The organism is Halolamina sp. C58 (genome assembly GCF_051195095.1).
Taxonomy (GTDB): Archaea; Halobacteriota; Halobacteria; order Halobacteriales; family Haloferacaceae; genus Halolamina.
On sequence record NZ_JBNTJY010000001.1, the window covers coordinates 1396468 to 1420111 of the forward strand.

The 23644-nt window shown below is 69.8% G+C and carries 22 protein-coding genes; 10 read left to right on the forward strand and 12 right to left on the reverse strand.

The window, feature by feature from the left end:
• Nucleotides 1-196: 196 nt before the first annotated feature.
• Both ACQUSM_RS07325 and ACQUSM_RS07330 read right to left on the reverse strand, forming a co-directional pair.
• Nucleotides 197-859 (reverse strand): ArsR/SmtB family transcription factor, encoded by a 663-nt coding sequence (locus tag ACQUSM_RS07325; RefSeq protein WP_435117237.1) that lies wholly within the window; start codon nt 857-859, stop codon nt 197-199.
• 109 nt (nt 860-968) lie between these two features.
• Nucleotides 969-3245: a hypothetical protein gene (locus ACQUSM_RS07330; protein ID WP_435117239.1), complete on the reverse strand. Its 2277-nt coding sequence runs from the start codon at nt 3243-3245 to the stop codon at nt 969-971.
• An 86-nt stretch (nt 3246-3331) separates the two neighbouring features.
• Between ACQUSM_RS07330 and gpmI the strand changes: the two genes are divergently transcribed.
• Nucleotides 3332-4861 carry a 2,3-bisphosphoglycerate-independent phosphoglycerate mutase gene (gpmI, locus tag ACQUSM_RS07335; RefSeq protein ID WP_435117242.1) on the forward strand — a complete coding sequence of 510 codons (1530 nt, stop codon included), beginning with the start codon at nt 3332-3334 and terminating at the stop codon, nt 4859-4861.
• Here the strand turns inward: gpmI and ACQUSM_RS07340 are convergent.
• Nucleotides 4858-5496 carry a TVP38/TMEM64 family protein gene (locus ACQUSM_RS07340; protein WP_435117244.1) on the reverse strand — a complete coding sequence of 213 codons (639 nt, stop codon included), beginning with the start codon at nt 5494-5496 and terminating at the stop codon, nt 4858-4860. The two genes, gpmI and ACQUSM_RS07340, sit on opposite strands and share 4 nt — an antisense overlap.
• Before the next feature lie 102 nt (nt 5497-5598).
• Here ACQUSM_RS07340 and ACQUSM_RS07345 point away from each other — a divergent pair, with 102 nt between their 5' ends.
• The 3 genes from ACQUSM_RS07345 to ACQUSM_RS07355 are packed head-to-tail and all read left to right on the forward strand — an operon-like array spanning nt 5599 to nt 7831.
• Complete coding sequence (locus ACQUSM_RS07345) at nt 5599-6492, forward strand: substrate-binding domain-containing protein (RefSeq protein ID WP_435117246.1); 894 nt, start codon at nt 5599-5601, stop codon at nt 6490-6492.
• Nucleotides 6493-6541: 49 nt separating this feature from the next.
• Nucleotides 6542-7651: an ArsA family ATPase gene (locus tag ACQUSM_RS07350; RefSeq protein ID WP_435117248.1), complete on the forward strand. Its 1110-nt coding sequence runs from the start codon at nt 6542-6544 to the stop codon at nt 7649-7651.
• A gap of 51 nt (nt 7652-7702) precedes the next feature.
• Complete coding sequence (locus ACQUSM_RS07355) at nt 7703-7831, forward strand: hypothetical protein (protein WP_435117250.1); 129 nt, start codon at nt 7703-7705, stop codon at nt 7829-7831.
• A 351-nt stretch (nt 7832-8182) separates the two neighbouring features.
• Here ACQUSM_RS07355 and ACQUSM_RS07360 read toward each other — a convergent pair whose 3' ends face one another.
• The 5 genes from ACQUSM_RS07360 to ACQUSM_RS07380 form a co-directional block, all read right to left on the reverse strand.
• Entirely contained in the window at nt 8183-9010 is an 828-nt protein-coding gene (locus ACQUSM_RS07360) for an SDR family oxidoreductase (protein WP_435117252.1), read from the reverse strand.
• Between the two features lie 58 nt (nt 9011-9068).
• Nucleotides 9069-9806 carry an endonuclease V gene (locus ACQUSM_RS07365; protein ID WP_435118306.1) on the reverse strand — a complete coding sequence of 246 codons (738 nt, stop codon included), beginning with the start codon at nt 9804-9806 and terminating at the stop codon, nt 9069-9071.
• 57 nt (nt 9807-9863) lie between these two features.
• The gene (locus ACQUSM_RS07370; protein ID WP_435117254.1) at nt 9864-10754 is read right to left on the reverse strand and encodes a rhomboid family intramembrane serine protease; all 891 of its coding nucleotides are present in this window, start codon (nt 10752-10754) and stop codon (nt 9864-9866) included.
• A gap of 45 nt (nt 10755-10799) precedes the next feature.
• On the reverse strand, nt 10800-13139 hold the full coding sequence (locus ACQUSM_RS07375; protein ID WP_435117256.1) for an amino acid permease: 2340 nt from the start codon (nt 13137-13139) through the stop codon (nt 10800-10802).
• A gap of 181 nt (nt 13140-13320) precedes the next feature.
• Complete coding sequence (locus ACQUSM_RS07380; protein ID WP_435117258.1) at nt 13321-14910, reverse strand: S8 family serine peptidase; 1590 nt, start codon at nt 14908-14910, stop codon at nt 13321-13323.
• Nucleotides 14911-15073: 163 nt separating this feature from the next.
• Here ACQUSM_RS07380 and ACQUSM_RS07385 point away from each other — a divergent pair, with 163 nt between their 5' ends.
• The 4 genes from ACQUSM_RS07385 (at nt 15074) to ACQUSM_RS07400 (ending at nt 18154) form a co-directional block, all read left to right on the forward strand.
• Nucleotides 15074-15520, forward strand: coding sequence for an NYN domain-containing protein (locus ACQUSM_RS07385; protein WP_435117261.1), 447 nt, complete (start codon nt 15074-15076; stop codon nt 15518-15520).
• A gap of 365 nt (nt 15521-15885) precedes the next feature.
• Nucleotides 15886-16593, forward strand: a complete 708-nt coding sequence (locus ACQUSM_RS07390; RefSeq protein ID WP_435117263.1) for a helix-turn-helix domain-containing protein — start codon at nt 15886-15888, stop codon at nt 16591-16593.
• 70 nt (nt 16594-16663) lie between these two features.
• Nucleotides 16664-17323, forward strand: a complete 660-nt coding sequence (locus ACQUSM_RS07395) for an HVO_0476 family zinc finger protein (RefSeq protein ID WP_435117265.1) — start codon at nt 16664-16666, stop codon at nt 17321-17323.
• 39 nt (nt 17324-17362) lie between these two features.
• Nucleotides 17363-18154, forward strand: coding sequence for a class I SAM-dependent methyltransferase (locus ACQUSM_RS07400; RefSeq protein ID WP_435117266.1), 792 nt, complete (start codon nt 17363-17365; stop codon nt 18152-18154).
• A gap of 9 nt (nt 18155-18163) precedes the next feature.
• Here the strand turns inward: ACQUSM_RS07400 and ACQUSM_RS07405 are convergent, their stop codons facing one another.
• The 3 genes from ACQUSM_RS07405 to ACQUSM_RS07415 form a co-directional block, all read right to left on the reverse strand.
• Nucleotides 18164-18529 (reverse strand): DUF5830 family protein, encoded by a 366-nt coding sequence (locus ACQUSM_RS07405; protein WP_435117267.1) that lies wholly within the window; start codon nt 18527-18529, stop codon nt 18164-18166.
• A 151-nt stretch (nt 18530-18680) separates the two neighbouring features.
• The gene (locus ACQUSM_RS07410) at nt 18681-19781 is read right to left on the reverse strand and encodes a pyridoxal phosphate-dependent aminotransferase (RefSeq protein ID WP_435117269.1); all 1101 of its coding nucleotides are present in this window, start codon (nt 19779-19781) and stop codon (nt 18681-18683) included.
• A 539-nt stretch (nt 19782-20320) separates the two neighbouring features.
• The gene (locus ACQUSM_RS07415; protein ID WP_435117271.1) at nt 20321-20800 is read right to left on the reverse strand and encodes a hypothetical protein; all 480 of its coding nucleotides are present in this window, start codon (nt 20798-20800) and stop codon (nt 20321-20323) included.
• Nucleotides 20801-20927: 127 nt separating this feature from the next.
• On the opposite strand from ACQUSM_RS07415, the gene gatD reads away from it, so the two are divergent.
• Nucleotides 20928-22199 carry a Glu-tRNA(Gln) amidotransferase subunit GatD gene (gene gatD / locus ACQUSM_RS07420; protein WP_435117273.1) on the forward strand — a complete coding sequence of 424 codons (1272 nt, stop codon included), beginning with the start codon at nt 20928-20930 and terminating at the stop codon, nt 22197-22199.
• Entirely contained in the window at nt 22196-23215 is a 1020-nt protein-coding gene (locus ACQUSM_RS07425; protein ID WP_435117275.1) for a GNAT family N-acetyltransferase, read from the forward strand. The genes gatD and ACQUSM_RS07425 overlap by 4 nt, the downstream gene beginning before the upstream one ends.
• A gap of 3 nt (nt 23216-23218) precedes the next feature.
• On the opposite strand, the gene ACQUSM_RS07430 is transcribed toward ACQUSM_RS07425, so the two are convergent.
• The gene (locus tag ACQUSM_RS07430; RefSeq protein ID WP_435117277.1) at nt 23219-23644 is read right to left on the reverse strand and encodes a hypothetical protein; all 426 of its coding nucleotides are present in this window, start codon (nt 23642-23644) and stop codon (nt 23219-23221) included.

Sequence of the window (23644 nt, forward strand, 5' to 3'; positions counted from 1 at the left end):
GGGCTGCGCCGAGCCTCGTGCTCGGCGCACTGCGGTCGCAAGGTGCCAAGCATCGAACTGCTGTTGCTGGCGGAAGTCGTCGTGACGGTGCTGTTACTGGCGGAAGTCGTCGTGACGGTGCTGTTGCTGGCGGAAGTCGTCGTGACGGAATAGCCACCGAACGGTTACTGTTAGAACCTTCGTCGACCGAAAACCGCTACGCCAACTCCCACTCGCCCGCCTCGTCGACCTCGCGCAGCAGCCCGCGTTCGGTCAGCTGCTCCAGCGCGTCCTCGACGGCGGCCGCGTCGGCGTCGACCGCCTCCGTGATCGCCCGGAGCGAGCCGTCGGTCGTGACGACCGCCGACAGCACCGCGGCGTAGAAGCGCGAGTCGGCCTCGGCGCCGATGTGGCCGTTGAGCCGGTCGAGCACCTCGTTCAGCCGGCCGTCGACCCAGCGCTGGGCCAGCGAGAGCTCGCGTTCGAGGCTCTGGAGCCGGTCGAACTCCTCGGCCAGCCCCTCCAGCCCGTCGCCCTCGGGCCGGTCGTCGATGTCGAGATCCAGATGCGAACAGCGACCGGTCATGTCGAGGCCGCGGCTGGCGGGGTAGGCGCTCTTGGCGCCGAAACTGTGCGGCGAGACGCTGACTTCCAGCCGGACCGCGCGGGCGATGTGGAAGTACTTCCGCCGCTGGTCGTCGGTGTGGCTCTCGACCAGCCCGGCCTCCTCCAGCTTCCGCAGGTGGTCGATGACGGCTTTCGGGCTCACGCCGAGGTACTCGCTGATCTCCGTGACGTAACAGGACTTATGCGAGAGCAACCGCAGGATGCGCCGGCGGTTCTCGTTGCCCAGGAGGTTCAGCAGTACCGCCGAGTCCATACTCGGGCTTGGCGGCAGGGAGCAAAAAGGCTGTCTCACTCGGGGACGGGACCGATCCCGGCGACAGCGCCCGGTTTCCACCCCGACGACGCCCGAGCCCACCCCCGGGCTACGACGCCGTCTCCACGTCCGCCGCGACCGCCGCGTCGATCCGTGACCGAACACTCGCCGTTCGCCGCGTCACGAACGACGCCAGTTCGCCCGGGAGCCCCTCTCCCTCGACGGACTCGTCGACGGTCGAGAGCCGCGTCCGGAGCGACTCCAGCCGGCGGTCGGCGTCCTCCGCACGGCCGTCGCGGGCAGCCGCCCGCGCGGCGACGGCGACCAGCACTGCGGCGTCGACGCGCCGAACGACGCCGGTGACGCCGCCACCGCGACCGCCGTTGCCTCCGTTCCCGTCGTCTTCGTCCGCCCCGTCGAGCAGGCTGTCGACCGCGTCCTCGATTCCGTCGACGAGGTCGCCGGCGTTCTCTCGTGCGGCCGCGACGACGCTGGCCACCCGTTCCTCGTCGATGTTCTGTCCGGTGGGCACGTCGTCGATATCCTCGTCGTTCCGGAGTGCTTCGGTCTGGAGCCGGGTCTCCACGAGGAACCGGAGCAGGAAGTCGGTCAACGCGACCTTCCCCGTCTCGATCTCGGCGAGTTCGACGGCCTCGTCGTCGGCGTTCGGGTTGACCCGGCGCGCCCCTCGCGCGCCCGAGTCGTCGCGGATCTCGGCGGTGTAGGCGCCCTCGCGGTGGACGTAGATCCCGAACCGACCGTCTTCCCCCGGCGGCCGGCCGTCGTACACCGGGCCGGCGAAGTCGTCGTCGAACGCGACCGATTCGAGCGTCGTCCCCTCGGCGCTCTCCCCGCGCACCTTCACGGCGTCCTCGTCGGCGCTCATCGCGATCGCGCCCTCGACCCCGGCCCGGGTCGTGCCGCCCTCGTGGACGAGCCGTTCGCTGTAGGGCGCCATCCCCGCGCCGTTGACGGTGAGCCGGTGGTCACCCTCCCCGGGGTTCTCGACCGCGAGGACGCCCGAGAACGAGGGGACCGCTTCCGGATCGCTCTCGAGCAGCGCGACCGTCTCGATCGAGGGGGCGAGCAGCGAGACGCCGTTGCTCCCCGGGGCGTCGTCGGCGCCCGTGGCCTCCCGGACGGCGCCGAGGATGCGGCTCACGTCGCCCCCGGCCTCGATCGGCTCGTAGCGGTCGGCCAGCGCCGCCCGGTGTTGGGGGTCGCTGATGTCGGTCGCCGGGTTGTCGAACCGGGGCTGGTCCCACGGGACGCCGACGGTCGTGATGTGGCCCGAGACGGCGTCCTCGACGAACTCCGGGACGGTGAAGCTGAAGCTCAGCTGCGGCCCGGTGAACGCGTCGATCTGTTGGAGTTCCTCGATATCGACCAGCTCGTACCGCGCGTCGACGTCGGCGGTCGCGTCTGCGCCGGCGTCGGGAACGAACGCCACGTCACCCTCGCGCTTAGGGATGTCTTCCGGCGGGCTCGCGAGTTCGTCGTACGAGTCGACGGTGAGCTCGTCCGGGACCAGATCGTCGGGCCCGACGTTCGGCAGTCGGTCGTGTTCCGGGAGCGGATCGCCGTCGTACTCCGGGACCGCGTAGGGCAGCACCAACCCCTCGTCCCGCGGGAGCCCGTACGCCAGCGGGAGCGACGCCTCGCCGGAGATGACCTCGACCGGATCGTTGCTGATGTCGGGCGCGAGCCCGTCGACGGCCGTCCGCTGGAACGTCGTCGGCCGAGCGTTCACCCCGAGCGTGCTGGAGTGGGAGCCGACCTCGCTGATGATCGAGGCACGCGCCACGTCGGGGTCGAGGTGCTCGTTGTTCGGCACCTTTCGGGAGTGTGCCGAAGCGACGAACAACACCGGCTCGCCCGTTCCCTCGGCGGTCGTCGACGCCGACCCCGTCTCCGTCGGCGACTCGGTCCCCTTCGCAGAACGGTCGACGAACACGTGTAACACCTCCCAGTCGTGCCAGTGGAAGTTGGTCGAGAACTGATCGAACGCGGAGTAGATCCAGAACTGAACGCAGGACAGCGGCGAGTCCGGGTAGTCGACGGCGTGGTAGAACACCGTCGGGTGAGGGTAGTCGACTTCGCGACTGTCCGCGGTGTAGCCGTCGAGCGCGTCGAACCCGTCGACGATCGTCTCGTCATCGCGCTCGCTCGTGTACTCGCGGGGGTCCGTGGCGGGCCACTGTTCGCGCGCGCCGTAGTACAGCGTCGGCGCGTGGGCCTCGGCCAGCCGACGGGACTCCTCGTCACCGAGGGCGTCGGTTTCGGCGGGCTGGCCGCCGGTGAACAGGTACGCACCGCCGGCCGTCGCCGCGCCGCCACCGGCGAGTGCGGCGAGGAGCCGGCGTCTGCCGAGACTGTCGAGGTCCACGGTTGTTGGCTCCGATTTCTCGCGAACGGGTATGGGTCTGTCGGCCCACCGAAGGCGTGATACGCCGCCCAGCCCACCGCTCCCGCATGGACGCAGCACTCGTTGTCCTCGACGGCTGGGGGCTCGCGCCCGACGATCAGACCGGCCGGGACGCCGTCGGCGCGGCGGCGACGCCGAACTTCGACGCGCTCCGCGAGGGGGGGGCGTTCGGGACGATGACCGCCCACGGGCGCCGGGTCGGGCTCCCCGAGGGGCAGATGGGCAACAGCGAAGTCGGCCACACCCACCTCGGCGCCGGCCGCGTGGTCAAACAGCCTTACACCCGGATCAACGACGCCATCGCGGACGACGAACTGGGCGAGATCGACGCCGTCGGCGACGCGTTCGAGCACGCCGCCACCCACGACGGCCGGGTCCACTTCGCGGGGCTGGTCAGCGACGGCGGCGTCCACTCCGACCAAGCGCATCTCCACGCGTTGATCGAACTCGCGGCCGAACGCGGCGTCGACAGCGTCACCCACGCGTTCACCGACGGGCGGGACACGCCGCCGGAAAGTGGCGTCGAGTACCTCACCGAACTCCGGGACGTTATCGACGAGCACGGAACCGGCCACGTTGCCACCGTAACGGGGCGGTACTACGCGATGGACCGTGACCACAACTGGGAGCGGACGCGAGAGACGTACGACGCGATCGTAAACCGAAACGCGCGATACGAAACCGACTCCGCGGTCGCCGCAGTCGAGGAGAGCTACGAGCGCGGCGACACCGACGAGTTCGTCGAGCCGACGCTGGTCACGGGCCGGCCGGCGCTTGCGGACGGCGACTCGGTGATCACGTTCAACTTCCGGGCCGACCGGACCCGGCAGCTCTGTCGGCTGCTCGGCGGCGTGAACACCGACGGCTGGCCGTTCGAACTCGATCGCCCGGAGATCCGGCTGACGACGATGACGCGCTACGAGGAGACGTACCCGTTCCCCGTCGCGTTCCCGCCGAACGACCCCGAGCGGACGCTGGGGGAGCTGTGGGCCGAGAGCGGACGGACGCAGCTCCGGATTGCCGAGAGCGAGAAGGAGCCCCACGTCACCTACTTCTTCAACGGCGGGCGGGAGCCACCGTTCGACGGGGAGAACCGCCGGATCGTCGCGTCGCCCGACGTGGCGACGTACGACCTCCAGCCCGAGATGTCCGCGGCGGAGGTGACCGACGCCGCGGTCGCGGCGATCGCCGACGACGAACGCCATCCCGACGCGCTGGTACTCAACTACGCCAACCCCGACATGGTGGGCCACACCGGCGACTTCGACGCGGCCGTGGAAGCCGTCGAGGCGGTCGACCGCGAGCTCGGCCGGCTCGCCGATGCGGTCACCGATGCCGGCGCACACCTGCTCGTGACCGCCGACCACGGCAACGCCGACGACATGGGGACGCCCGAGTCGCCCCACACCGCCCACACGTTCAACCCCGTCCCGCTAATCTACGTCTCTCCGGAGCGGGACGCGGGCGGGCGGACGATCCGCGAAGGCGGGTCGCTCCCCGACGTGGCGCCGACGATCCTCACGCTGCTGGGGATGGACGAGCCTGCGGCGATGACCGGCGAGTCGCTGTTCGGTTAGCTCGCGTCCGCGCCGGCGAGGTGGCGGTACGCCGGGCCGGCGAGCAGGAGGACGGCGGCGACGGCCGCCGCGAGGATCAGCTGCAGGTCGATCACGGCGCCCAGCCCCTCCCGGAGCACGCGCTCGATCGACTGGCCGGCGACGATGCCCGCGACGGCCCACGGGAGTTCGCCGATCGCGGTTCCGACGAGGAACGCCCGAAGCGGGACGCCCGAAAGCCCGACGCCGACGGACACAACGTCGGACGGCGCCGGGAGCAGGCGACTCACGATCACGCTCCGCAGGTCGCCCGTGGCGTCGACCGCCCGCGCGCCCGCGGTCGCGAACCGCCCGCCGTCGGCGGACCGGCGGGCGAGCAGGAACGGCGGGACGCTGGTGAGCGCGATCAGCGCCAGCGCGATCGGGAGGCCGCGCAGCCCCCAGCCGTAGCCGACGACGACGGCGATCAGCGTGGTCGGCCACGCGAGCAGCGGGCGAACGAGCGCCAGTACGACGAGCGCCGCCGTGAAGCGTAGCGGGTCCGCGGCCAGCCAGTCCAGCCGGGCGAGCACCCACCGCGGCGAGGTGAGCGCGGCGCCCAGACCGACGGCGAGGAGGACCACCAGCCCCAATACTGCACGGGTACGTCGCTGCACGGCCGTTTTCCTCGCCGGAGGGCGATGGGGCTTGTGGTCGCGAGTGAAAACCGTATTCAGTTACTCCAGTAGCTATTTGAAACGTCGAACGGTTGTTGAAGCATGGACAGGCGGCGCTACCTGCAGGCCGTCGGCGTCGGCGGGACGCTGGCGCTGGCCGGCTGTACCGGCGAGTCCGGCGAGGGCGACAGCGCCGAGTTCGACGGCACCGGCACGCTGACCCTCGCGACGGCGACGACGGCGTACGACAGCGGCCTGCTTGACGCCGTCGTGCCGGAGTTCGAGGCGTCGTTCGGCGCCTCGGTTCGGACGCTGCCGCGCGGCACCGGCGGCTCGCTGGAAACCGCCCGCAACGGCGACTGCGACCTCGTCGTCGTCCACGCCCGCCCGCTGGAGGATCGGTTTCTCCGCTCCGGTCACGGTCTCAACCGCCGTGGGCTGATGGTCAACGACTTCCTGCTCGTGGGGCCGCCGGACGACCCCGCGGGCGTCGCCGGAAGCGACCCGCGCGCCGCCTTCCGCGCGATCGCCGACGCCGAAGCTGCGTTCGTCTCCCGGGGCGACCGCTCGGGCACCCACATCCGCGAGCAGCGCATCTGGGCGGCGGCCGGCGTCGATCCCGGCGGCGACTGGTACCGCGAAACCGGGCAGGGGATGGGCGACACGCTCGCCGTCGCCGAGGGGTTGGGGGCGTACACGCTGACCGACCGCGGGACCTTCCTCACCGTCCGTGAGGGGTCGTTGACGGCCCACGTCGACCGCGGAATCGACGACCCGCCGCCGCTGCTGCGCAACGAGTACGCGGTCATTCCCACGAATCCCGCACGGCACGACGTCGCCGACGCGCTCGCGATGGCGTTCGTGGGACACCTGACCGGGCGCGCACGCTCGACGATCGCGGAGTTCCGGGTCGACGGCGAGCGGGCGTTCCGACCGCTCGGGGCGCGGGAGGCGCCGAACTTCGGGCAGTACGTCCCGAGCGACTGGGAGCGGTGACCGTCTCCGGACCGAGAGACACACAAGGCCTCGCCGCCCAGCACCGCCAATGAGCGAGATCGACGTGGAACCGGTCGACGCCGTCGAGGACGAGGAGTCCGTCGACGTGGCGGCGACCGACCACGACGCCCCCGAGACGCTCGACGTCGAAACCGCCCTCCCCGAAACCGTCGACGCGCCGGAGTACGTCCTCTACGGCGGGAAAGGCGGCGTTGGCAAGACCACCTGTGCGGCGGCGACGGCGCTGGCCTCCGCCGCGGCCGGGACGAAGACGCTCGTGGTGTCGACGGACCCCGCCCACTCGCTGTCGGACACGCTCGACACCGACATCCCGGCCCACCCGAGTCGACTCCGGGAGGACGTACCGCTGTGGGGCGTCGAGATCGACCCCGACGCCGCGATGGAGGAGGGCTTCTTCGCCGCCCAGCAGGAGGAGGGCCCCGTCGGCGATCTCGCAGGGATGCTCGGCGACGGCGCGGGGATGGAGTCGCTGCTGGGGGGGACGATGCCCGGCGCCGACGAGGCCGCGGCGATGCAGAAGCTGATCGAGCACATGGACGACCCGCGGTTCGACCGCGTCGTCGTCGACACGGCGCCGACGGGGCACACGCTGCGGCTGCTCCAGCTGCCGGAGATGCTCGACACGATGGTCGGCCGGATGGTGAAGCTCCGCCAGCAGTTCTCCGGGATGATGGACGGGATCAAGGGCGTCTTCGGCGGCGACGGCGACGAGGCGGCGGGCAGGCAGGATCTCGACGAGCTCAAAGAGCGCATCGAGCGCCTGCGCACGCTGCTGCGGGACCCCGAACGGACGGACTTCCGGGTGGTGATGGTGCCCGAGACGATGAGCGTCACCGAGTCCGAGCGCCTCGTCAACAGGCTGGACGAGTTCGACATCCCCGTGAACACGCTCGTCGTCAACCGCGTGATGGAGGACCCCGCCGACGTGGCGGATCTGGACGACGTCGACGACGACTGGATCGTCACCCCGAACCTCGAGGACTGTGAGTTCTGTCAGCGTCGGTGGTCGGTCCAGCAGGACGCGCTGGGTCGGGCGAGCGACCTGTACCGCGGGCGGGACGTGAAGCGCGTGCCGCTGTTGGCCGACGACGTGCGCGGGGAGGCGGCGTTGCGGGTCGTGGCGGCCTGTCTGGACTGATTCGTTGGTGAGTGCGGTTTCTGGGTTTTCGCTGATTCAGTTCTCTGTACCGTGGTCGCTGACAGCGACCGCGACAGCATCTCGATCGTGGGTCACTGCAACCGTGACCGCGACAGTAGCTCGATCGTTGACCACTGGAACCGCGACGGCGACAGCATCTCGACCGTTGACCACTTGTGACTGCAGTGCGCCGAACCTCGTGTTCGGCGCAGCGCCGAGTCCCCACCCCTCCCCCCGCGCTCGCCGACCGCTGGCGAGCGCGAGGCGTCCACCGCCACCGCACCGCGGTGGCTGTCGGCGCGAAGCGTTCGCGTCAACGGACGCGAACCGAGCGCGAGGGACGAGTGAGGGCGAAGCCCGAACGAGTCGGTTGGGGAGGTTCGAGGGCTGTGCGGGGCGGTGCGGTTACAAGGTGCCAACGATCAAGCTGCTGTTGCTGTTCGCGGCTACTTCCGAGAAGGTCACGGCAAGAACGATGCACTGCATCACAGATGCGCCACGAAAACCGGAAACCTCGCACCCGAACTCCACTCAGAACCGCTTCCGCGCGAACCGCATCGCCACATCGACCACCGAATCGGGCAGGAACCGACTCTTCACCAGCAGTTTCGCGACGGTCCCCACGGGCATCCGTGCGGGCGGGTCCGTGAGGTTCGCGGCGTCGACGATCGTCGTCGCGACGGCCTCGGGCTCGACCGCGCCGGGGCCGTCGCCGCCGAGCACCTGCGTGTCCTCGAACGCCGACCAGAACCACTCGTAGGCGCCGGTGCGTTCGGCGGCGTCGCTCTCCTCGGTCGCGCGGTCGTTGAAGTTCGTCCGCACCGGGCCGGGCTCGATCAGCACCGCGTCGATGTCGTGCCCGTCGACCTCCCAGCGCAGCGAGTCGGTCATCGCCTCCAGCGCGAACTTCGACCCCGAGTAGGCGCCGCCGCCGGGCATCGACAGCCGCCCGGCGACCGACGAGAGGTTCACGATCGTCCCGCCGCCGGCCTCGCGCATGTGCGGGAGCACCGCCCGCGTGAGCCGGTGGGGGCCGTAGACGTTCACTTCGAACTGGTCCTCGACGGCCTCGACGGGCAGCTCCTCGGTCGGGCCGAACTGGGCGTAGCCCGCGTTGTTGACCAGACAGTCGATCCGGTCCTCGTTGCGGAGTATCCGGTTCACGACGTTGCGAACGTCGCTGTCGTCGGTCACGTCGAGCTCGTCGGTGACGCAGTTCTCGTGAGACTCGAGTGCGGCGAGGTCGTCGGTGTCCCGCGCGGTCGCGTACACCGTCCACCCGTCGTCGAGAAACGCCTCGGCGGTGGCGCGGCCGATGCCGGACGAACAGCCAGTGATCAACACCGTCTCCGGTCGCATGAGTACGTGCTCGACCGGCCGAGGGTTAAGTGTGAGCAAACAGGGCCGAGAGCGCGAGCTACTCGTACTCCGCCGTCACGTCGTCGGCGTACCGATCCGCGAGTCGAGTGGGCTCGGGGAGCTTGTACCCCGCACACAGCGTGTCCACCAGATCGACCGTCGTCGCCGCCGAGACGCGGTGGCCCGGCGAGACGTAGAGAGGGTTGATCGACTGGTCGCGATCCCACTGCCGGGACTGGTAGGCGTGGCCGATCACGGTCCCGTCGGGCGCCTCTACGCTGTCGTCCGCCTCGACCGGCGTCGACCAGCCCGCCGGCCGGTCGTCGACGGGCTCGACGGGCGCCCCACAGAGGAGGTTCTTCGCGACGCCGACACTGGGCAGGTCGAGCGCGACGCCGACGTGGGTCGCGATGCCGGCCTGCCGGAAGTGGATCCGGCCGGAGCCGTCGAACACCGCGAGATCGGGGTCGACATCGAGCGCCTCGAACGCCGCGAGGATCGGTCCGCCCTCGCGGAACGCGAGCAGCCCCGGGATGTAGGGAATCGACAGCGGCGTGACCGCGTGGGCCCGCTCGATCACGGCGCCGTCTTGGATCGCGACGATCGCCGAGACCGCGCGCTCGTCGAGGAACGCCTGATCGACGCCGACGATCACCGGCGCGTCGCTGCTGCCCAGCCGCTCGTTCCCGGTCCTGTCGGCCTCGACGGGGCCATCCACGCCGACCGTGTCCGGATCGAACGGGAGCTCGTCCGCGAAGGTGGCGGCATCGGCGATCTCGCGCTGGAGCGCCTCCATCTCCTCACGGGAGAGCGCCGGATCGGGGCGGAACTCGGGTCGGTCGAGCGCCACGGCTCAGAACCGACCGCCACCGCGGCCGGGACCGCCCGGCCCGCGGCCGCCGCCGAACTGGAGCTGTCTCGGTGGTTCGACCTGATCCTGCACGTACAGCCCGTAGGCCAGCCCGATCGCCAGCCCCGCGAGGTGTGCCCAGTGGGCGATCCCGCCGCCGCCGGCGATCTGTCCGAACCCCTGGAGCAGGCTGAGCGCGGCGAAGCCGATGGTGAGCGCCCAGATCGGCACCGGGAGGAAGAACCAGAGGTAGACGGTCAGCCCCGGGTTCAGGATGGTGAGCACGCCCATGATCGCGAGCAGCGCCCCGCTGGCGCCGACGACCGAGGTCGGGATCCCGGGCGAGAGTGCGATGCTCGCGCCGATCTGTGCGAGGCCGGCGACCGCCCCCGAGACGAGGAACAGCCCGACGAAGCGCTTGGTGCCGATGCGGCGCTCGACCACCTGCCCGAAGAAGAAGATCCCGATGCTGTTGGCCGCGATGTGGACGATGCCGCCGTGGGCGAACACCGACGTGAACCACGTCCAGACGTACTCCGGGTGTTCGGACTGGAGCCAGAACAGCGTCGGCTCCAGTTCGGGCGCGAACACGCGGAGCGCGAGCTGGACCACCCACGTCACCCACATCAACAGCAGGAACACGAACGTCGCGTTGTTCTGGACGTAGCTCCGCCAGAGCGAGCGCGCGCGGCGGCGGAGGCCGGCGCGGCTCCCCCCGCTCGTGCCGGCGTCGCGCTCCTCGGCCTGATCGAACACGCCGACGGGGTCGTCCCACTCTAGCCCCGGACAGTCGTGGTTCTCCGGGAGTCGATGCTCCGCACAGAACGTGCCGCCACACCGGCGGCACTCGTAGGGCATGTTCTCTTGCTTGCCACACTCGTCACACGTCGCCATTACGCCGGGGTTGGCGGGGGCCGCTAATAGGTCTGGGGCTCTCGGCTACAGATGCTTGCGGAGGTAGCGGTACGGCGCGAACAGCGCCTCGCTGAGGCGGCCGCGGTAGCCGCCGGCCGCCGCGGTCGCGTAGACGATCACCGGCACGCCCCGCTCCTCGGCCAGCGACACCGCACGGTCGGTGGTGGAGCCGAACACCCACTGCCGGAGGAGCCGGGTCCGGGTCGCGCCGACGATCAGCGTTGCATCGTACTCGGCGGCCTGCTCGACCAGCGTCGCCGCGATGTTCTCGCCGGTGAGGTTGTGGACGTGGACGTCCTCGTCCTCGTCGAACACCGCGAGCGTCGGCTCGACGTCCTCCGCGATCCCGCTTTTCCCCTCCGGCTCGACGCTCACGACGTCGATGCGGCTCCCCACGTCGCCCAGCCGTTCGGCCAGATCGAGCAGCGCGTTGTGGTGAGGGCCGCCGCCGGCGCCGATGGTGACTCGGGAGAGGTCGTCGGGCTGCTCCCCGCCCCCGACGAACAGCGTGTCACACGGCGCCTCGTACTCCACCTGCTCGGTGATGTGGGGGTGCTCCTCGGGGATCCCCATCAGGATGCGGTCGACCTCGTCGTCGCGGGCGGTCTGGAGGATGTCGAACGCCACGTCCCGGGAGACGTGCCCCTCCGCGAGCAGGTCCGCCGACACCTCGTCCTCGATCTCGGCGAGTTCGGACTCGAGCTTCCGCATGCGCTCCTCGGCCGTGTCGAGAAACGCCGTCGAGTCGGCCTGATCCGGCACGTCGACGGTGTTGAGCACCTTCACGACCGGCGCGCCGTCGTACAGTTCGCCGATACGAGAAGCCAGCCGCGCGTGGTCGACCGCGCGCTCGAGGCGGTTCACCGGCACCAGCACCGTGAAGCGGTCGTCGACGCTCGGCAGCGCGTGATCGCCGCCGTCGCCGATGGAGCCGACCACCTGCCGCTCGCTGGCGGCCTCCTCGACTAGTTCGTCGGCCTCGGGCGCGCCGCCCCAGAACACGTAGGCGGCGATCACCAGCACCGTCAGGAGAACGCCGATGATCACGCCCAGCGTGGGCAGCTTGTACACCAGCGCGACGTTGGCGATCACGCCGAGGATGGGCAGGTAGGGAACGAGCGGCATCTCGAACCCACGGGTGAGGCCGGGCTTGGTCCGCCGGGAGTAGATCAGCGCGATGTTCACCACCGACAGCGGGACGAGGAGGTTGAACGTCGCGAACCCGGTCAGGGGGTTGAGGCCGAGTGTCGGGACCGTACCGATGGACCCGAGCACGCCGTGGTGCCCGAACAGCGTGATGAACACGAAGATGAGGCCGGCGATCACCGCGGTCGCGGCGCTCACCGAGAAGAAGGGCGTGCCGTAGTCGGGGTGGATCCGGGAGAACTTCCGGGGGGCGTCGCCCTGCCGGCCCATCAGCGAGCCGATCCCGGAGGCCGCGAGGATCGACGCGTTCGACGCCGACACCATCGAGAACACCGCGCCCGCGACGATCAGCAGCTGCCCGAACGGGCCGAGGAACGCGGCCGCGACTTTCCCCATCGCGGTCTCGCCGGCCTGGAGCACCTCGCCGCGGGGCTGGCCCGCGATGGTCTCCGGCGTGTTCACCATCGCGATGATGACGAACGTGTACAGTACGGTGACCGTGACGATCGACGCCGCGATCGCTTTCGGCACCGTGTTCTTCGGATCGATGATCTCGCCCGCCGAGGCCGCGATCGCCGAGAAGCCGAAAAAGGTGATGAACGCCAGCGCGGCGACCGAGAGGATGTCGGTCGACTGGCCGATCACGCTGCCGAAGCCGCCGGTGAACGTCGCGGTCGCCTGTCCGGGGCCGGCGAAGTTGATCGCGCCGCCGATGAACACGAACAGGACCGCCACCTTCGCCGCCGTGACGATCACCTGGAACGTGCCGGACTCCTCGGTCCCGCGGGCGTTCAGCGTCCCCAGCAGGAGTGCGGCGGCGATCCCGACCGTGCCGTGGGGGAGCACCGACCCGACCGACTCGGGGAGGATAAACAGGAAGAACCACTCGTCCATCGTCGCGAGGTAGAAGGCAGTCGTTCCCGTGTAGCCGAGGAACAGCGACGCGCCGATCGCGTAGGTCAACAGGTCCCGCTCCTCGAACGTACGGGAGGTGAACAGGTAGCCGCCGCCGTTCTCGGAGTAAATCGACGCGAACTCCGAGTACGCCGCGGCGGTGATGCTCGCGACCAGCGCCGCGATCACGAACGAGATGACCGCGCTGGAACCGATCCGGTAGACCGCAGTCCCGGACAGCGAGAAGATCCCCGCCGCGATCATCGTTCCCAGCCCCAGCGCGAACGCGACGCGGAAGCCGAGCGTGCGAGTCCGTTCTACCACGTTAGACCACCCGTCGCCGTCGAACGGGCGGCGGCATGACCCACATGGCGTGGTGCCACAGGCATACCTCGACACTCTACGAGGTACGAGAAAAAATCCACCGGGTGACGGACGGTGTGTCGCACGTCTGACCTTTCGTCGGTCGTTCACCGAGATCGGGCCGCGTGATGGCCCGACGGCGTTACTGGTACTCGGTGACCGTCATCGTGTAGCTCCCCGAGCCGCTGTAGGAGTCCACGTCGATCTGGAGCGCCGTGGAGTCGTCGGGGGTGTCGATCACGATCGTCTCCTGACTGTCGGCGGTGTAGGAGCCGTAGTCGTAGTCGCTCGGCGTCGCGTTCGCGGTGGTGCCGGTGTTGACGTAGAGGTCGAAGTCCGCGTCCGCGGGGCCGTCGAGTTCGATCACGACCTGCGAAGGGCTGTCGTAGTTCCACGCGTAGCTGTAGTCGTCGTAGTCCCAGTAGCCCGAGAGGCTGCCGCTGACCGACGACGACGTGGAGTCACCGCTGCCGCCGTCACCGCCGTCGCCGCCGTCACCGCTCCCGGGCTCGGTGGTGACCGCCGCCGCGGCGTCGACCTGCCCGCTCCCCTGTTCGTCGCTGGAGAGGCCGATGTCCGCGGCCGTGTTCTTGAGGTGACTCCGGAGGTCGCTGTTCGAGAGCGAACTCCACTGGGCCAGCGTGAGGCCGGCGACGCCGGAGACGACCGGCGTCGCCATCGAGGTGCCCGAGAGCTGCTCGTACCCCCCGCGGGTCTGGGTCGTCGTCGAGAGCACGTCGACGCCCGGCGCGGCGAGTTCGACCGAGCTGCCGTACTGGGAGAACGACGCGAGGTTCTCGCTGTCGTCGACCGCCGAGACCGCGAGACACTCGGAGTACGCTGCGGGGTAGGAGACCGATCCGGAGCCGTTGTTGCCCGCCGCCGCGATCACGAGCGCGCCGTTGTTCGTGGCGTAGCTCACCGCGTTCTTCATCGTCTCCGTGTAGCCGCCGCCGCCGAGACTGAGGTTGATCACGTCGGCGCCCTGATCGGCGGCCCACTGGATCGCGTCGGCGATGTCGGCGGTGGAGCCGCTGCCGTTCTCGTCAAGCGCGCGGCCGTTGATCAGCGTGGAGTTCCCCTGTCCGGCGACGCCGGTGCCGTTGTCGACGACCGCCGCCGCACAGCCGGAGACGTGGGTCGCGTGGTACTCGCTCTGGGCGTCGTCCGGCGCCGGGTCGCCGTCGCTGTCGACGAAATCCTGTCCCGGGTCGCTGGCGTAGTTGCCCGCGAGGTCTGGGTGGTCGTACTGCGCCCCGGTGTCCACGACGGCGATGGTCACGTCCGAGCTCCCGAACGTCGTGTCCCACGCCGTCGGCGCGTTCACCTGCTGGGGCGCGTACTGGTCGCCGAACTGCGGGTCGTTCGGCGTCGCCAGCGCCTCGTGGGTCGCGTTGTGCTCGGCGTACTTGACGTGGTCTTTCTTCGTGATCGCCTCGACGAAGTTCTCTCGGGCCACGTCGGCGGCCGTACTCGGGAACTTCACCGCGACGTAGCGCAGCGTGTCGTTGGTGTGGACGACTTCGGCGTTGCCCGGCACGTAGTTCGCGACCGTGCTCCCGACGTCGTCGGCGGTCGCGGAGACGCCGACGAGGATCTCGTCCTCCTTCGCTCCGGCACCGCGACCCGGCGTCGCGGCGCTCACGCCCGCAAAGCCCGCGGCGGCGCCCAGCGCGCCGATACCTTTCAGAACGCTCCGTCGACCATGGTGGCTGCTGTCACCGTCTGACATGGTGTGCCATCACAACTGCGGATCGGACATATATTTCTATCGAAAAAGCCTGAATATTTCTTGTTAGCTCGTAAATGATTCTCTAATTTGACTTCTATCATCAGCTCAGGAGACGATCGGCGAGTCCCGGAAGCGATATCCCGAGGCGGGCGCAGGCAGGTGTATGGACTGGCTGCGGGGGCTGTTCGACGAGCGGCGCGAGGGAGTCGCGCTGTTCGTCGACGGGCCGAACGTGTTACGCGACGAGTTCGACGTGGATCTGGACGACGTGCGAGCGGCCGCGGCCGCCTCGGGGCGTGTCGTGTCGGCGCGGCTCTACCTGAACGAGCAGGCGCCGGGGAGCCTGATCCGGGCGGCGGAGGCCCACGGGTTCGAGGTGATCACCACCAGCGGCGACGTCGACGTGAAACTCGCCGTCGACGTGGCCGAGTTCGTGCTCCGGAACGGCGTCCGGACGGTCGCGATCGCCTCGCGGGACACGGACTTCAAGCCCGCGCTGGAGCTGGCTGGCCGGGAGGGCGTACGAACGCTTGCGATCGCGCCGGGGAGCTACGGCCGCTCGGACGCGCTACGAAGTGCGGCGGACGAGAGCGTGACGCTGGAGGAGTAGGCTGGTTCCCTGCGGATTCTGATTGGCAGTGCGGTTGGCGCGAAGCGGTCGCGCCTCCGTGCGCGACCCGAGCGCGAGGGACGAACGAGCGAACGGAGTGAGCGAGTGAGTCGGCTGGGGAGGTTCGTGGGCTGTGCGGTCCGGCGGGACTGAAAGGGGCTGACTGCTCCGGGAAGGCGGGCGACGCAAGCACCGCAGCGAAGCGAGGAGCGCAGCAAGCCCACCGACCGGAGCAGTCAGGGGCTTTCACGGTGTTGCTGATCCAGCGAGTGGAACGAGACGAGGAGGCCCAACTTACCAAAACCCAGTTCACTCAGAAGAATCGCTCCGATACGCCTTTCTCAGTCCCCCGCCCACCCAAACCCGTGACCGAGAACGCAGAGCGCCGACTCGCCCGCCGGATCGCCGGCGAAGTGGTTATCTCCGACGACCCCGGCGCGACCCTTCGCAAGTGGCGAACCGACTTCGAGGTGTCCCAGACCGCCCTCGCGGAGGAGCTCGGCGTCTCCTCGTCGGTCGTCTCCGACTACGAGAGCGGCCGCCGGGAGAGCCCGGGGATCGGGGTCGTTCGCCGGCTCGTCGAGGGGCTGCTCGCGATCGACGCCGCCCGCGGCGGCGCGCACATCCGCCAGTACGCGCGGGTGGTGACCGCGGGGTTCGAGAGCGACATCGTGCTCGACCTCCGGGAGTACACCCGCGCGGTCCCGATGGCCGAGTTCTACGAGGCCACCGGCGCGACCGAGCTCGCCGACGGCGGCGCCGAGCACGTCAACGGCCACACCGTGATCGACAGCATCGAGGCGATCACCCGCCTCTCCAGCGAGGAGTTCTACCGCCTCTACGGCGAGTCGACCGACCGCGCGCTCGTGTTCACCGAGGTGACGCGCGGCGAGTCGCCGCTGGTGGCGCTGCGCGTGCTGACGCCGACGCCGAACGCGGTCGTGCTCCACGGGATCGAGCCCGAGGACGTGTGGGATCACGCGCCCGCGCTCGCGAAGCGGGACGGCTTCTCGCTGGCGGCGTCGACCAAGGAGCTCGACGAGATGCTGGCGGACCTGCGGGCGCTGCCCTGAGCCACGGCGGTCCCTGTCACGCTGCCCCGCGAAAACGCGGGCTTAAACCGCTCGAACGGGAACCACGGGTATGAGCGATTCAGCCGAGCGCGTCCCCCTCACCTGTCCGTCCTGCTCGCCTCGCGAGCAGACGGTCCACGAGGTGCTGTCGCCGGGCGGGCAGTCGACGGTTCGCTGTACGGAGTGTGGCCACGTCCACAAGGAGACGATCGAGACGCCCGACGAGGTCACCGTCGACGTGGTGGTCTCACAGGACGGTGACTCGTACAAGACCACACTCGACGCCGAGAGCGAGGAGACGGTCGAGACCGGCGACGAGTTCGTCGTGGAGACCGAGGCGGCGATCCAGCAGGTCGAGGTCACGAGCATCGAGGTCGGCCCCGAGCGCCGCACCGAACACGCCGAGATGGACGAGGTCGAGACCGTCTGGACCCGCGTCGTCGACAACGTCGGCGTCAACGTCACCATCCACCCCAAGGAGGGCGACGGGCGCAACGAGCAGTCCCGCAGCACGAAAGTGTTCCTCCCGGGCGACTTCGAGTTCGTCGTCGGCGAGAGCTACGAGTTCGGCGACGACGAGTTCACCGTCGACAGCCTCCAGCTCCGGGACGCCGTCGCGGACGACTACCGCCACAAGAAGCTTGACCACGAGGGCGACCTCGCGTTCGCGAAGGACATTAAGCGCGTGTTCGGCCGCGACGAGCGGACCAGCGCCTGGTCGGCCTGGTAGCGGAAGCGATTTCTCCGATCCGTCCCGCCGTTTCGCTCCATGAGCGACGACGTTGACGATCCGGCGGCACGCTTCGCGACGACCGTCGAGCAGTACGCCGTCTACCGACCGGAGTACGACGACGACGCGATCGACTACCTGCGGGAGCGCTTCCTCGACGGCACCGGCGGGCTGCTCGACCTCGGCTGTGGCACCGGCCGCCTCGGGGTCGCGCTGGCGCCTCACGTCGGCGAGGTGGTCGGCGTCGACCCGAACGAGGCGATGCTGGACCACGCCCGCGAGCGCGCCGCGGTCGTCGACGCCGAGAACACCGAGTGGCGGGTCGGCAGCGACGCCGACCTGCCCGAGATGGCCGACAATCTCGACCCACTGCGGCTGACCGTGATGGGCCGGTCGTTCCACTGGATGGATCAAGAACGAACGCTCGACACCCTCCACGAGATCACCGAGAGCGGTGGCGGCGTGGCACTCCTCAGCGACACCGAGTGGCTGGCCCGCGGCACCGCCGACTGGCAGGACGCGGTGTGCGAGGTCGTCACCGAGTTCCTCGACGATCCGCCCGAGCGCACCGGTCCCGTCGAGTACGAGGAGTCGTGGGCTGACTTGCTCGACGAACACGGGTTCGACGCCGAGGAGCGCGTTTTCCAGGTCGAACGCGAGTGGGACGCCGACGGTGTGGTCGGCTATCTGCTCTCGCTCTCGTTCTGCTCGCCCGCCGTCCTCGGCGACGATCGGGAGGCGTTCGAGAGCGCGGTTCGGGAGCGACTGGCCGAGTTCGACGAGCCGTACGAGGAGGACGCTACGGTCGACGTGATCGCCGGCGAACGGTAGCGTCGAGGGCTACTCCCGGCCGAGGACTTTCCGCACGCAGGAGGGGCCGAACGGCCCCAGTTCCCCAGTCTCGAACTGGACGAAGTGTCCTGTCGAGATGTCGGCCCCACAGCGCCGGCAGTCGTAGTCGCCCTCGCGTTCGACCACCTCGCTCTCGAACCGCACGAACGTGCCGCCGGTCCGGGTACGCAGCCGGCCGTCCTCGCGTTCGATCAGCCCGCGCTTCTCGGCGTCGTCGAGGATCTCCCGGGTGAGCGCGGGGCTGGTGGTGACCGCCTCAAGCCGGTCGATCGTCTCCGCCAGCGAGAGCTCCTCGTCCTCCAGATGGGCGAGCAGTTCGAGGCCGAGCTCCCGTTTCTCCTCGCGGGTCGACACGGGCGGGCGTTCTCGCCGGGGGCGCTTGAGCGTTGTGTGGCGGCGCTGAACGAGGTTCGATATCCCGATATAGCGTTTATTCGTGGCCCGCGAGTGAACCCGGGGGGACCGATCGAGAGCGACAAACGGTCCCAGAAGCGCCAGCGGGCTGTTACTCGAAGAACGCGGCCAACCGCTCGGCGGCTTCCTCGACGCGGGGCGTCACCAGCGCGAAGCGGAGCCAGTCGTCGTACGCTTCGCCGAACCCCTCGCCGGGCATCCCGGCGACGCCGGCCTCGTCGATCAGGCGTTCGACGTTCGCCATCGTGCCCGGGTAGTCGTCGAAGCGGGCCATCACGTAGAACGCGCCGTCGGGGCGGGTGTACTCCGCGCCCGCGGCGTCGAGCGCGTCGGTGAACGTGTCCACGCGCTCGCGGATCAGTTCGCGGGCCGCCTCGTAGTACGCGGCGTCGGCGCCCTCCAGCCCGCGCAGGACTGCGTGCTGGCCCGGGCGCGTGGTCGCGACGTTGACCAGCATGTGCCGGGCTTTCGCGTTCTCGGCCAGCCACTCGGGGAAGATCGCGTACCCAACACGGAACCCGGTGATCGCGAGCGACTTCGAGAAGCCGGAAGTGACGATGCGGTTCTCGGAGTCGATCGTCAGCGCGGACTCGAACGTCCCCGAGAGGTCGAAGTGGTCGTACACCTCGTCGACGACCGCGAGCGCGTCGTGCTCCTCGCAGAGGCGGACGATCTCCTCGACCTTCCCGTGGTCGTACACCGCGCCGGTGGGGTTGTTCGGCGTGTTGAGCACCACGAGCGCCGTCTCGTCGCTGATCGCGTCGCGGTAGGCGGCCACGTCGAGGCTGCCGTCGCGGTTGGCGGGGACGAACGTCGGGTCGCCGCCGAGCATCCGCGCCTTCCCGGGGTAGTAGGGGTAGACCGGATCGGTCAACAGCACTTCGTCGCCGAGGTCGCGTTCGAGCGCGGCGGCCATCCCGAGGTAGTTCGCCTCGCCGGTGCCGTTGGTGATCACGACGCGTTCGGGGTCGACACCGCGGCGCTGGGCGATCTCGGCTTTGAGTTCGGCAGTCCCGTCGCTAGGCGGGTACTGGAAGCGGTCGGGTTCGAACTCGGCGTACTCTTTGAGTCCGTCGCGGAGCGCCTCTGGCGGCTCCCAGTCGGGGTTGCCGCTGACCATGTCGACCACGTCGTGCTCGGCCTCGCCGACGTAGCCCATCACTTGGAAGAACTTCGGCTCCTCGTACTCCATGCGGGGTGGTGTGGATGCGGGAGTATGCCGTTTTCGGAGCGGACGGGCAGTGTTTCGATCGAGTGGGTCCCGGGTCGAAAGCAGTGACCGGGATACTGGATCGGGGGTGAGGGTAGAGCACGAACGCTACCACGGAGTTCGGTGTTTCGACTGCGAACAGCAACAGCGTCTCGATGCTTGGCAACTTGCGACCGCACCGCCCCGCACAGCCCACAAGCCTCCCCAGCCGACTCCCTCACTCCGTTCGGTCGTCCCTCGCGCGCTCGTTCGCGCACGGAGGCGCTCACGTCGCGCGCCGACAGCTACAGCGGTGCGGTAGCGGGGCGGTGGACGCCGCGGGCCGGCAATCGTCGCCGGCCCGCGGGGGAGGGGTGGGGATTCGGTACTGCGCCGAACCTCGTGTTCGGCGCACGGCGGTCGCAAGTGGTCTAGCACCGAGCTGCTGTTGCGGTCGCTGTCCCAATAGGCAGGAACCAAACGGTCGACAATCACGCTGCTGTTGCGGTCACAGTCCCGATACTCACGAACGCAGTCGCCGCCTACTCGATCGACTTCGTCAGCCCGTCGCGGAGGTCTCGGCCGAAGTAGTACCCCAGCACCGACGCCACCGCCCCACTGCCCGCGCCGATCGCGCCCAGCGCCAGCCCGTACTGCTGGAGCCACTCGACGCCGATCGGGAGGAACACGCCGCTGAACACCTGCGTCACCGCCAGCACCGCCGCGACGACCGCGCCCGCGGCGGCGACTTCGAGATACTGCCGGTGGGAGCGAACGGCGCCGAGGAGGAACGTCGCCGCGAACACGCCGACGATCCGGCCGACCGTTCCCAGGAACGGAACGAACCCACCGATCGCGCCGCCGACGGCGACGCCCGCGACGACGACCGCGAGCGCGAGCAGGAACCCACGGATCGAGAAGACGCGACCGACACGCTGCCGAACGCCGGCGAGCCGGCCGCCGTCGCCCGACGACTCGGTCTCGGCGGTCGTCTCGTCGTCGCGTTCGAGGGAGCGCTGCATAGATCGGTGTGGGGCGCCCGACGCCATGGCTCTTGTGCCGCCTCGCTGCCGGGTTCCGGCGAGAGTCGACGGGCCGTCCACCACACGAAAAGGCAGTTTGAAGTCCGGCCGACGGGAACTTTCGTCCATGAACCCAGGGGACCGCGTCCGCGTCGACCACGACGGCGCGACCGACGAGGGCGTCCTGATGCCCACGACCGACGAGGAGCATCTCGTGCTCAAGCTCGACGGCGGCTACAACGTCGGGATCGACCGGGAGGGCACCGACGTGGAGGTGCTCGAGTCCGACGTGTACGACATCGAGGAGAGCGAAGCCGGCGGCGGGCAGGCCTCCGAGATCGAGTTCGACGACGACCTGCCGACGGTCGCGCTGGTCTCGACCGGCGGGACGATCGCCTCCACCGTCGACTACCGGACCGGCGCCGTCACCGCGCGCTTCGACGCCGAGGACGTGCTACGGGCCGTACCCGAACTCGCCGGGCGGGCGAACTACCGCGGCCGGGTCGTGGCGGACATCCTGAGCGAGAACATGACCCCCACGATCTGGCAGGAGCTCGCCGAAGCCGTGAAAGAAGAGATCGAGGCGGGCGCCGACGGCGTCGTCGTGATGCACGGCACCGACACGATGCAGTTCTCCGCGGCCGCGCTCTCCTACATGCTCGATACGCCGGTCCCGATCGTGTTCACGGGCAGCCAGCGCTCGGCGGACCGCCCCTCCTCGGACAACGTGATGAACGCGGTCTGTTCGGTCGAGGCGGCGACCGCCGACGCCGCCGAGGTGATGGTCTGCATGCACGGGACCCCCTCGGACGACTACTGCGCACTCCACCGCGGCACGCGAGTCCGGAAGAACCACACCTCGCGACGGGACGCGTTCGAGACCGTCGGCGGCGAGCCCATGGGCACCGTCGACTACGAGGCGGCGAAAGACGGGCAGGGCGACGCGGCGGGCGTCTCCTTCCACGACGACTACACCGCACGCGGCGAGAACGAGCTCGCGATCCACCCCGACCTCGCGACCGACGTGGAGCTCGTCAAGCCAACGCCGGGGATGGACCCCGCGGCGTGGGACTACCTCGACGGGAAAGACGGCGTGATCGTCGAAGGGACCGGGCTCGGACACGTCCACACCGACCTGATCCCGCGGCTCGAGGAGCTGGTCGAGGACGGCGCCGCGGTCGTGATGACCTCCCAGTGTCTCGAAGGGCGTGTCTGTGACCGCGTGTACGACACCGGGCGGGACCTGCTCGACGCCGGCGTCGTGGAGGCGGGCGACACGCTCCCCGGGACGGCGAAAGTGAAGCTGATGTGGACGCTCGCGAACACGGACAACCCCGCGGACGCGATGGGACGGGACCTCGAAGGCGAGCTCACCGAGGAGTCACAGCCGTGGACGTGACTGGGGAAATCGACTACGCCGACGACGAGGAGATCGAGGTCCGGGAAGCGGTTCCGGGTGACTCCCCCGCCGTCGCCGCGTTCACCGCCGACACGTGGGAGAGCGGCGACTACATCCCCGACGCGTTCCCGCGGTGGATGGAGTCCGACGACCCGGACACCCGGACGTTCGTCGCGGTCGACACAGCCGCGTCGCCGCCGGCGCCCGAGGAGGTGGAAGCGGTCGATCCGGATGACGTCGACGGCCTCGCCGACGACCGCGCGGTCGGCATCTGTCAGGCGGTCGGCCTCAGCGAGCACGAGGGATGGATGCAGGCGATGCGGGTCGACCCCGAGTATCGGGGCCGGGGGCTCTCCCGCGCGCTGAACGACGCCGGCTTCCACTGGCTCTACGAGACGGGTCGGCGCGTCGCTCGAAACATGGTCTTTTCGTGGAACACCGGCGGGCTGGGCGCCTCGCGGTACAACGGCTTCGAGCCCGGCACCGAGTTCCGGTGGGTGCAGCCGGAGCCGGACCCGGAAGCGACGGCCCGGAGCGACGCGGCGGGCGAGATCGACGCCGATCCCGACGCCGCGTGGGCGTTCTGGGCAGACTCGGCCGCCCGCGACGCGCTTGGCGGGCTCGCGCTCGACGACACGGAGTCGTGGGCGCTGTCGGAGCTGACACGCGAGCGGCTGCGGACGGTCGCCGCCGACGACCGCCTGCTACTGGTCTCCTCGCCGGACGGTGGGATCGGCGGCGTCAGTTTCCGGGTCCGGACCAGCGAACGCGAGGACGACGGCGAGACGCAGGTCCGTGCTGAGTACGGCGTCGCGGCGTGGGACGGAGCCGAGTCTTGCGACGCGCTGCTGGCGGCGATCGCTCGCGACGCCGCCGCGGCCGGCGCCGACACGACGCGCGTGCTGATCCCCGAGTCCGTCGACTGGGTCAGCGACGCAGCGCTCGCCGGCGTCGACGTGGGCGACGAGCCCGACTTCGTGATGCGGGCGGACCTGACCGAACGCTACTGGGCGTAGATCTCAGACGGCGACGACCCACGCGCGGTACTCCTCCTCGCGCTCGTACACCTCGCGGAACACGCGGTCCGCGAAGTCCGCGAGGCGGTTCGCGTCCGAGCGGGCGGTGATCCGGACGTTGGTCCCCTCGGCGGTGTCGGGCGACTCGAGCTCGTCGATGCGGAACTCCGGGAACTCGTCGACCAGCGACTTCACGCGGTCCAGCTCCGCGTCCGTCACGTCGAGGTTGAACGTCTTCTCCGCGAACTGGAGCCACGGCTGGGGTTCGTCTTCTTCCTCGTCCTCGTCGCCGTCGGGGTCGAACGCGGGGGATTCGGGCGGCGCGGCTTCGATCGTCAGAAAGGCGCTGCCGCGAGTTCGGTGGGCGGCCACGGCGTCGGCGAACAGTTTCCGGCGGTCGGTCGGCGTGTCGGCGTCGAACCTGGTCAT

What these genes read in the sequence shown, in the direction of transcription:
- gatD (WP_435117273.1), top strand. Translation starts at nt 20,928, where the DNA reads ATGAACCCAGGGGACCGCGTCCGCGTCGACCACGACGGCGCGACCGAC.
- ACQUSM_RS07350 (WP_435117248.1), top strand. Translation starts at nt 6,542, where the DNA reads ATGAGCGAGATCGACGTGGAACCGGTCGACGCCGTCGAGGACGAGGAG.
- ACQUSM_RS07400 (WP_435117266.1), top strand. Translation starts at nt 17,363, where the DNA reads ATGAGCGACGACGTTGACGATCCGGCGGCACGCTTCGCGACGACCGTC.
- ACQUSM_RS07360 (WP_435117252.1), bottom strand. Translation starts at nt 9,010, where the DNA reads ATGCGACCGGAGACGGTGTTGATCACTGGCTGTTCGTCCGGCATCGGC.
- ACQUSM_RS07395 (WP_435117265.1), top strand. Translation starts at nt 16,664, where the DNA reads ATGAGCGATTCAGCCGAGCGCGTCCCCCTCACCTGTCCGTCCTGCTCG.
- ACQUSM_RS07415 (WP_435117271.1), bottom strand. Translation starts at nt 20,800, where the DNA reads ATGCAGCGCTCCCTCGAACGCGACGACGAGACGACCGCCGAGACCGAG.
- ACQUSM_RS07430 (WP_435117277.1), bottom strand. Translation starts at nt 23,644, where the DNA reads ATGACCAGGTTCGACGCCGACACGCCGACCGACCGCCGGAAACTGTTC.
- ACQUSM_RS07365 (WP_435118306.1), bottom strand. Translation starts at nt 9,806, where the DNA reads ATGGAGGCGCTCCAGCGCGAGATCGCCGATGCCGCCACCTTCGCGGAC.
- ACQUSM_RS07370 (WP_435117254.1), bottom strand. Translation starts at nt 10,754, where the DNA reads ATGGCGACGTGTGACGAGTGTGGCAAGCAAGAGAACATGCCCTACGAG.
- ACQUSM_RS07345 (WP_435117246.1), top strand. Translation starts at nt 5,599, where the DNA reads ATGGACAGGCGGCGCTACCTGCAGGCCGTCGGCGTCGGCGGGACGCTG.
- ACQUSM_RS07385 (WP_435117261.1), top strand. Translation starts at nt 15,074, where the DNA reads ATGGACTGGCTGCGGGGGCTGTTCGACGAGCGGCGCGAGGGAGTCGCG.
- ACQUSM_RS07325 (WP_435117237.1), bottom strand. Translation starts at nt 859, where the DNA reads ATGGACTCGGCGGTACTGCTGAACCTCCTGGGCAACGAGAACCGCCGG.
- gpmI (WP_435117242.1), top strand. Translation starts at nt 3,332, where the DNA reads ATGGACGCAGCACTCGTTGTCCTCGACGGCTGGGGGCTCGCGCCCGAC.
- ACQUSM_RS07380 (WP_435117258.1), bottom strand. Translation starts at nt 14,910, where the DNA reads ATGTCAGACGGTGACAGCAGCCACCATGGTCGACGGAGCGTTCTGAAA.
- ACQUSM_RS07410 (WP_435117269.1), bottom strand. Translation starts at nt 19,781, where the DNA reads ATGGAGTACGAGGAGCCGAAGTTCTTCCAAGTGATGGGCTACGTCGGC.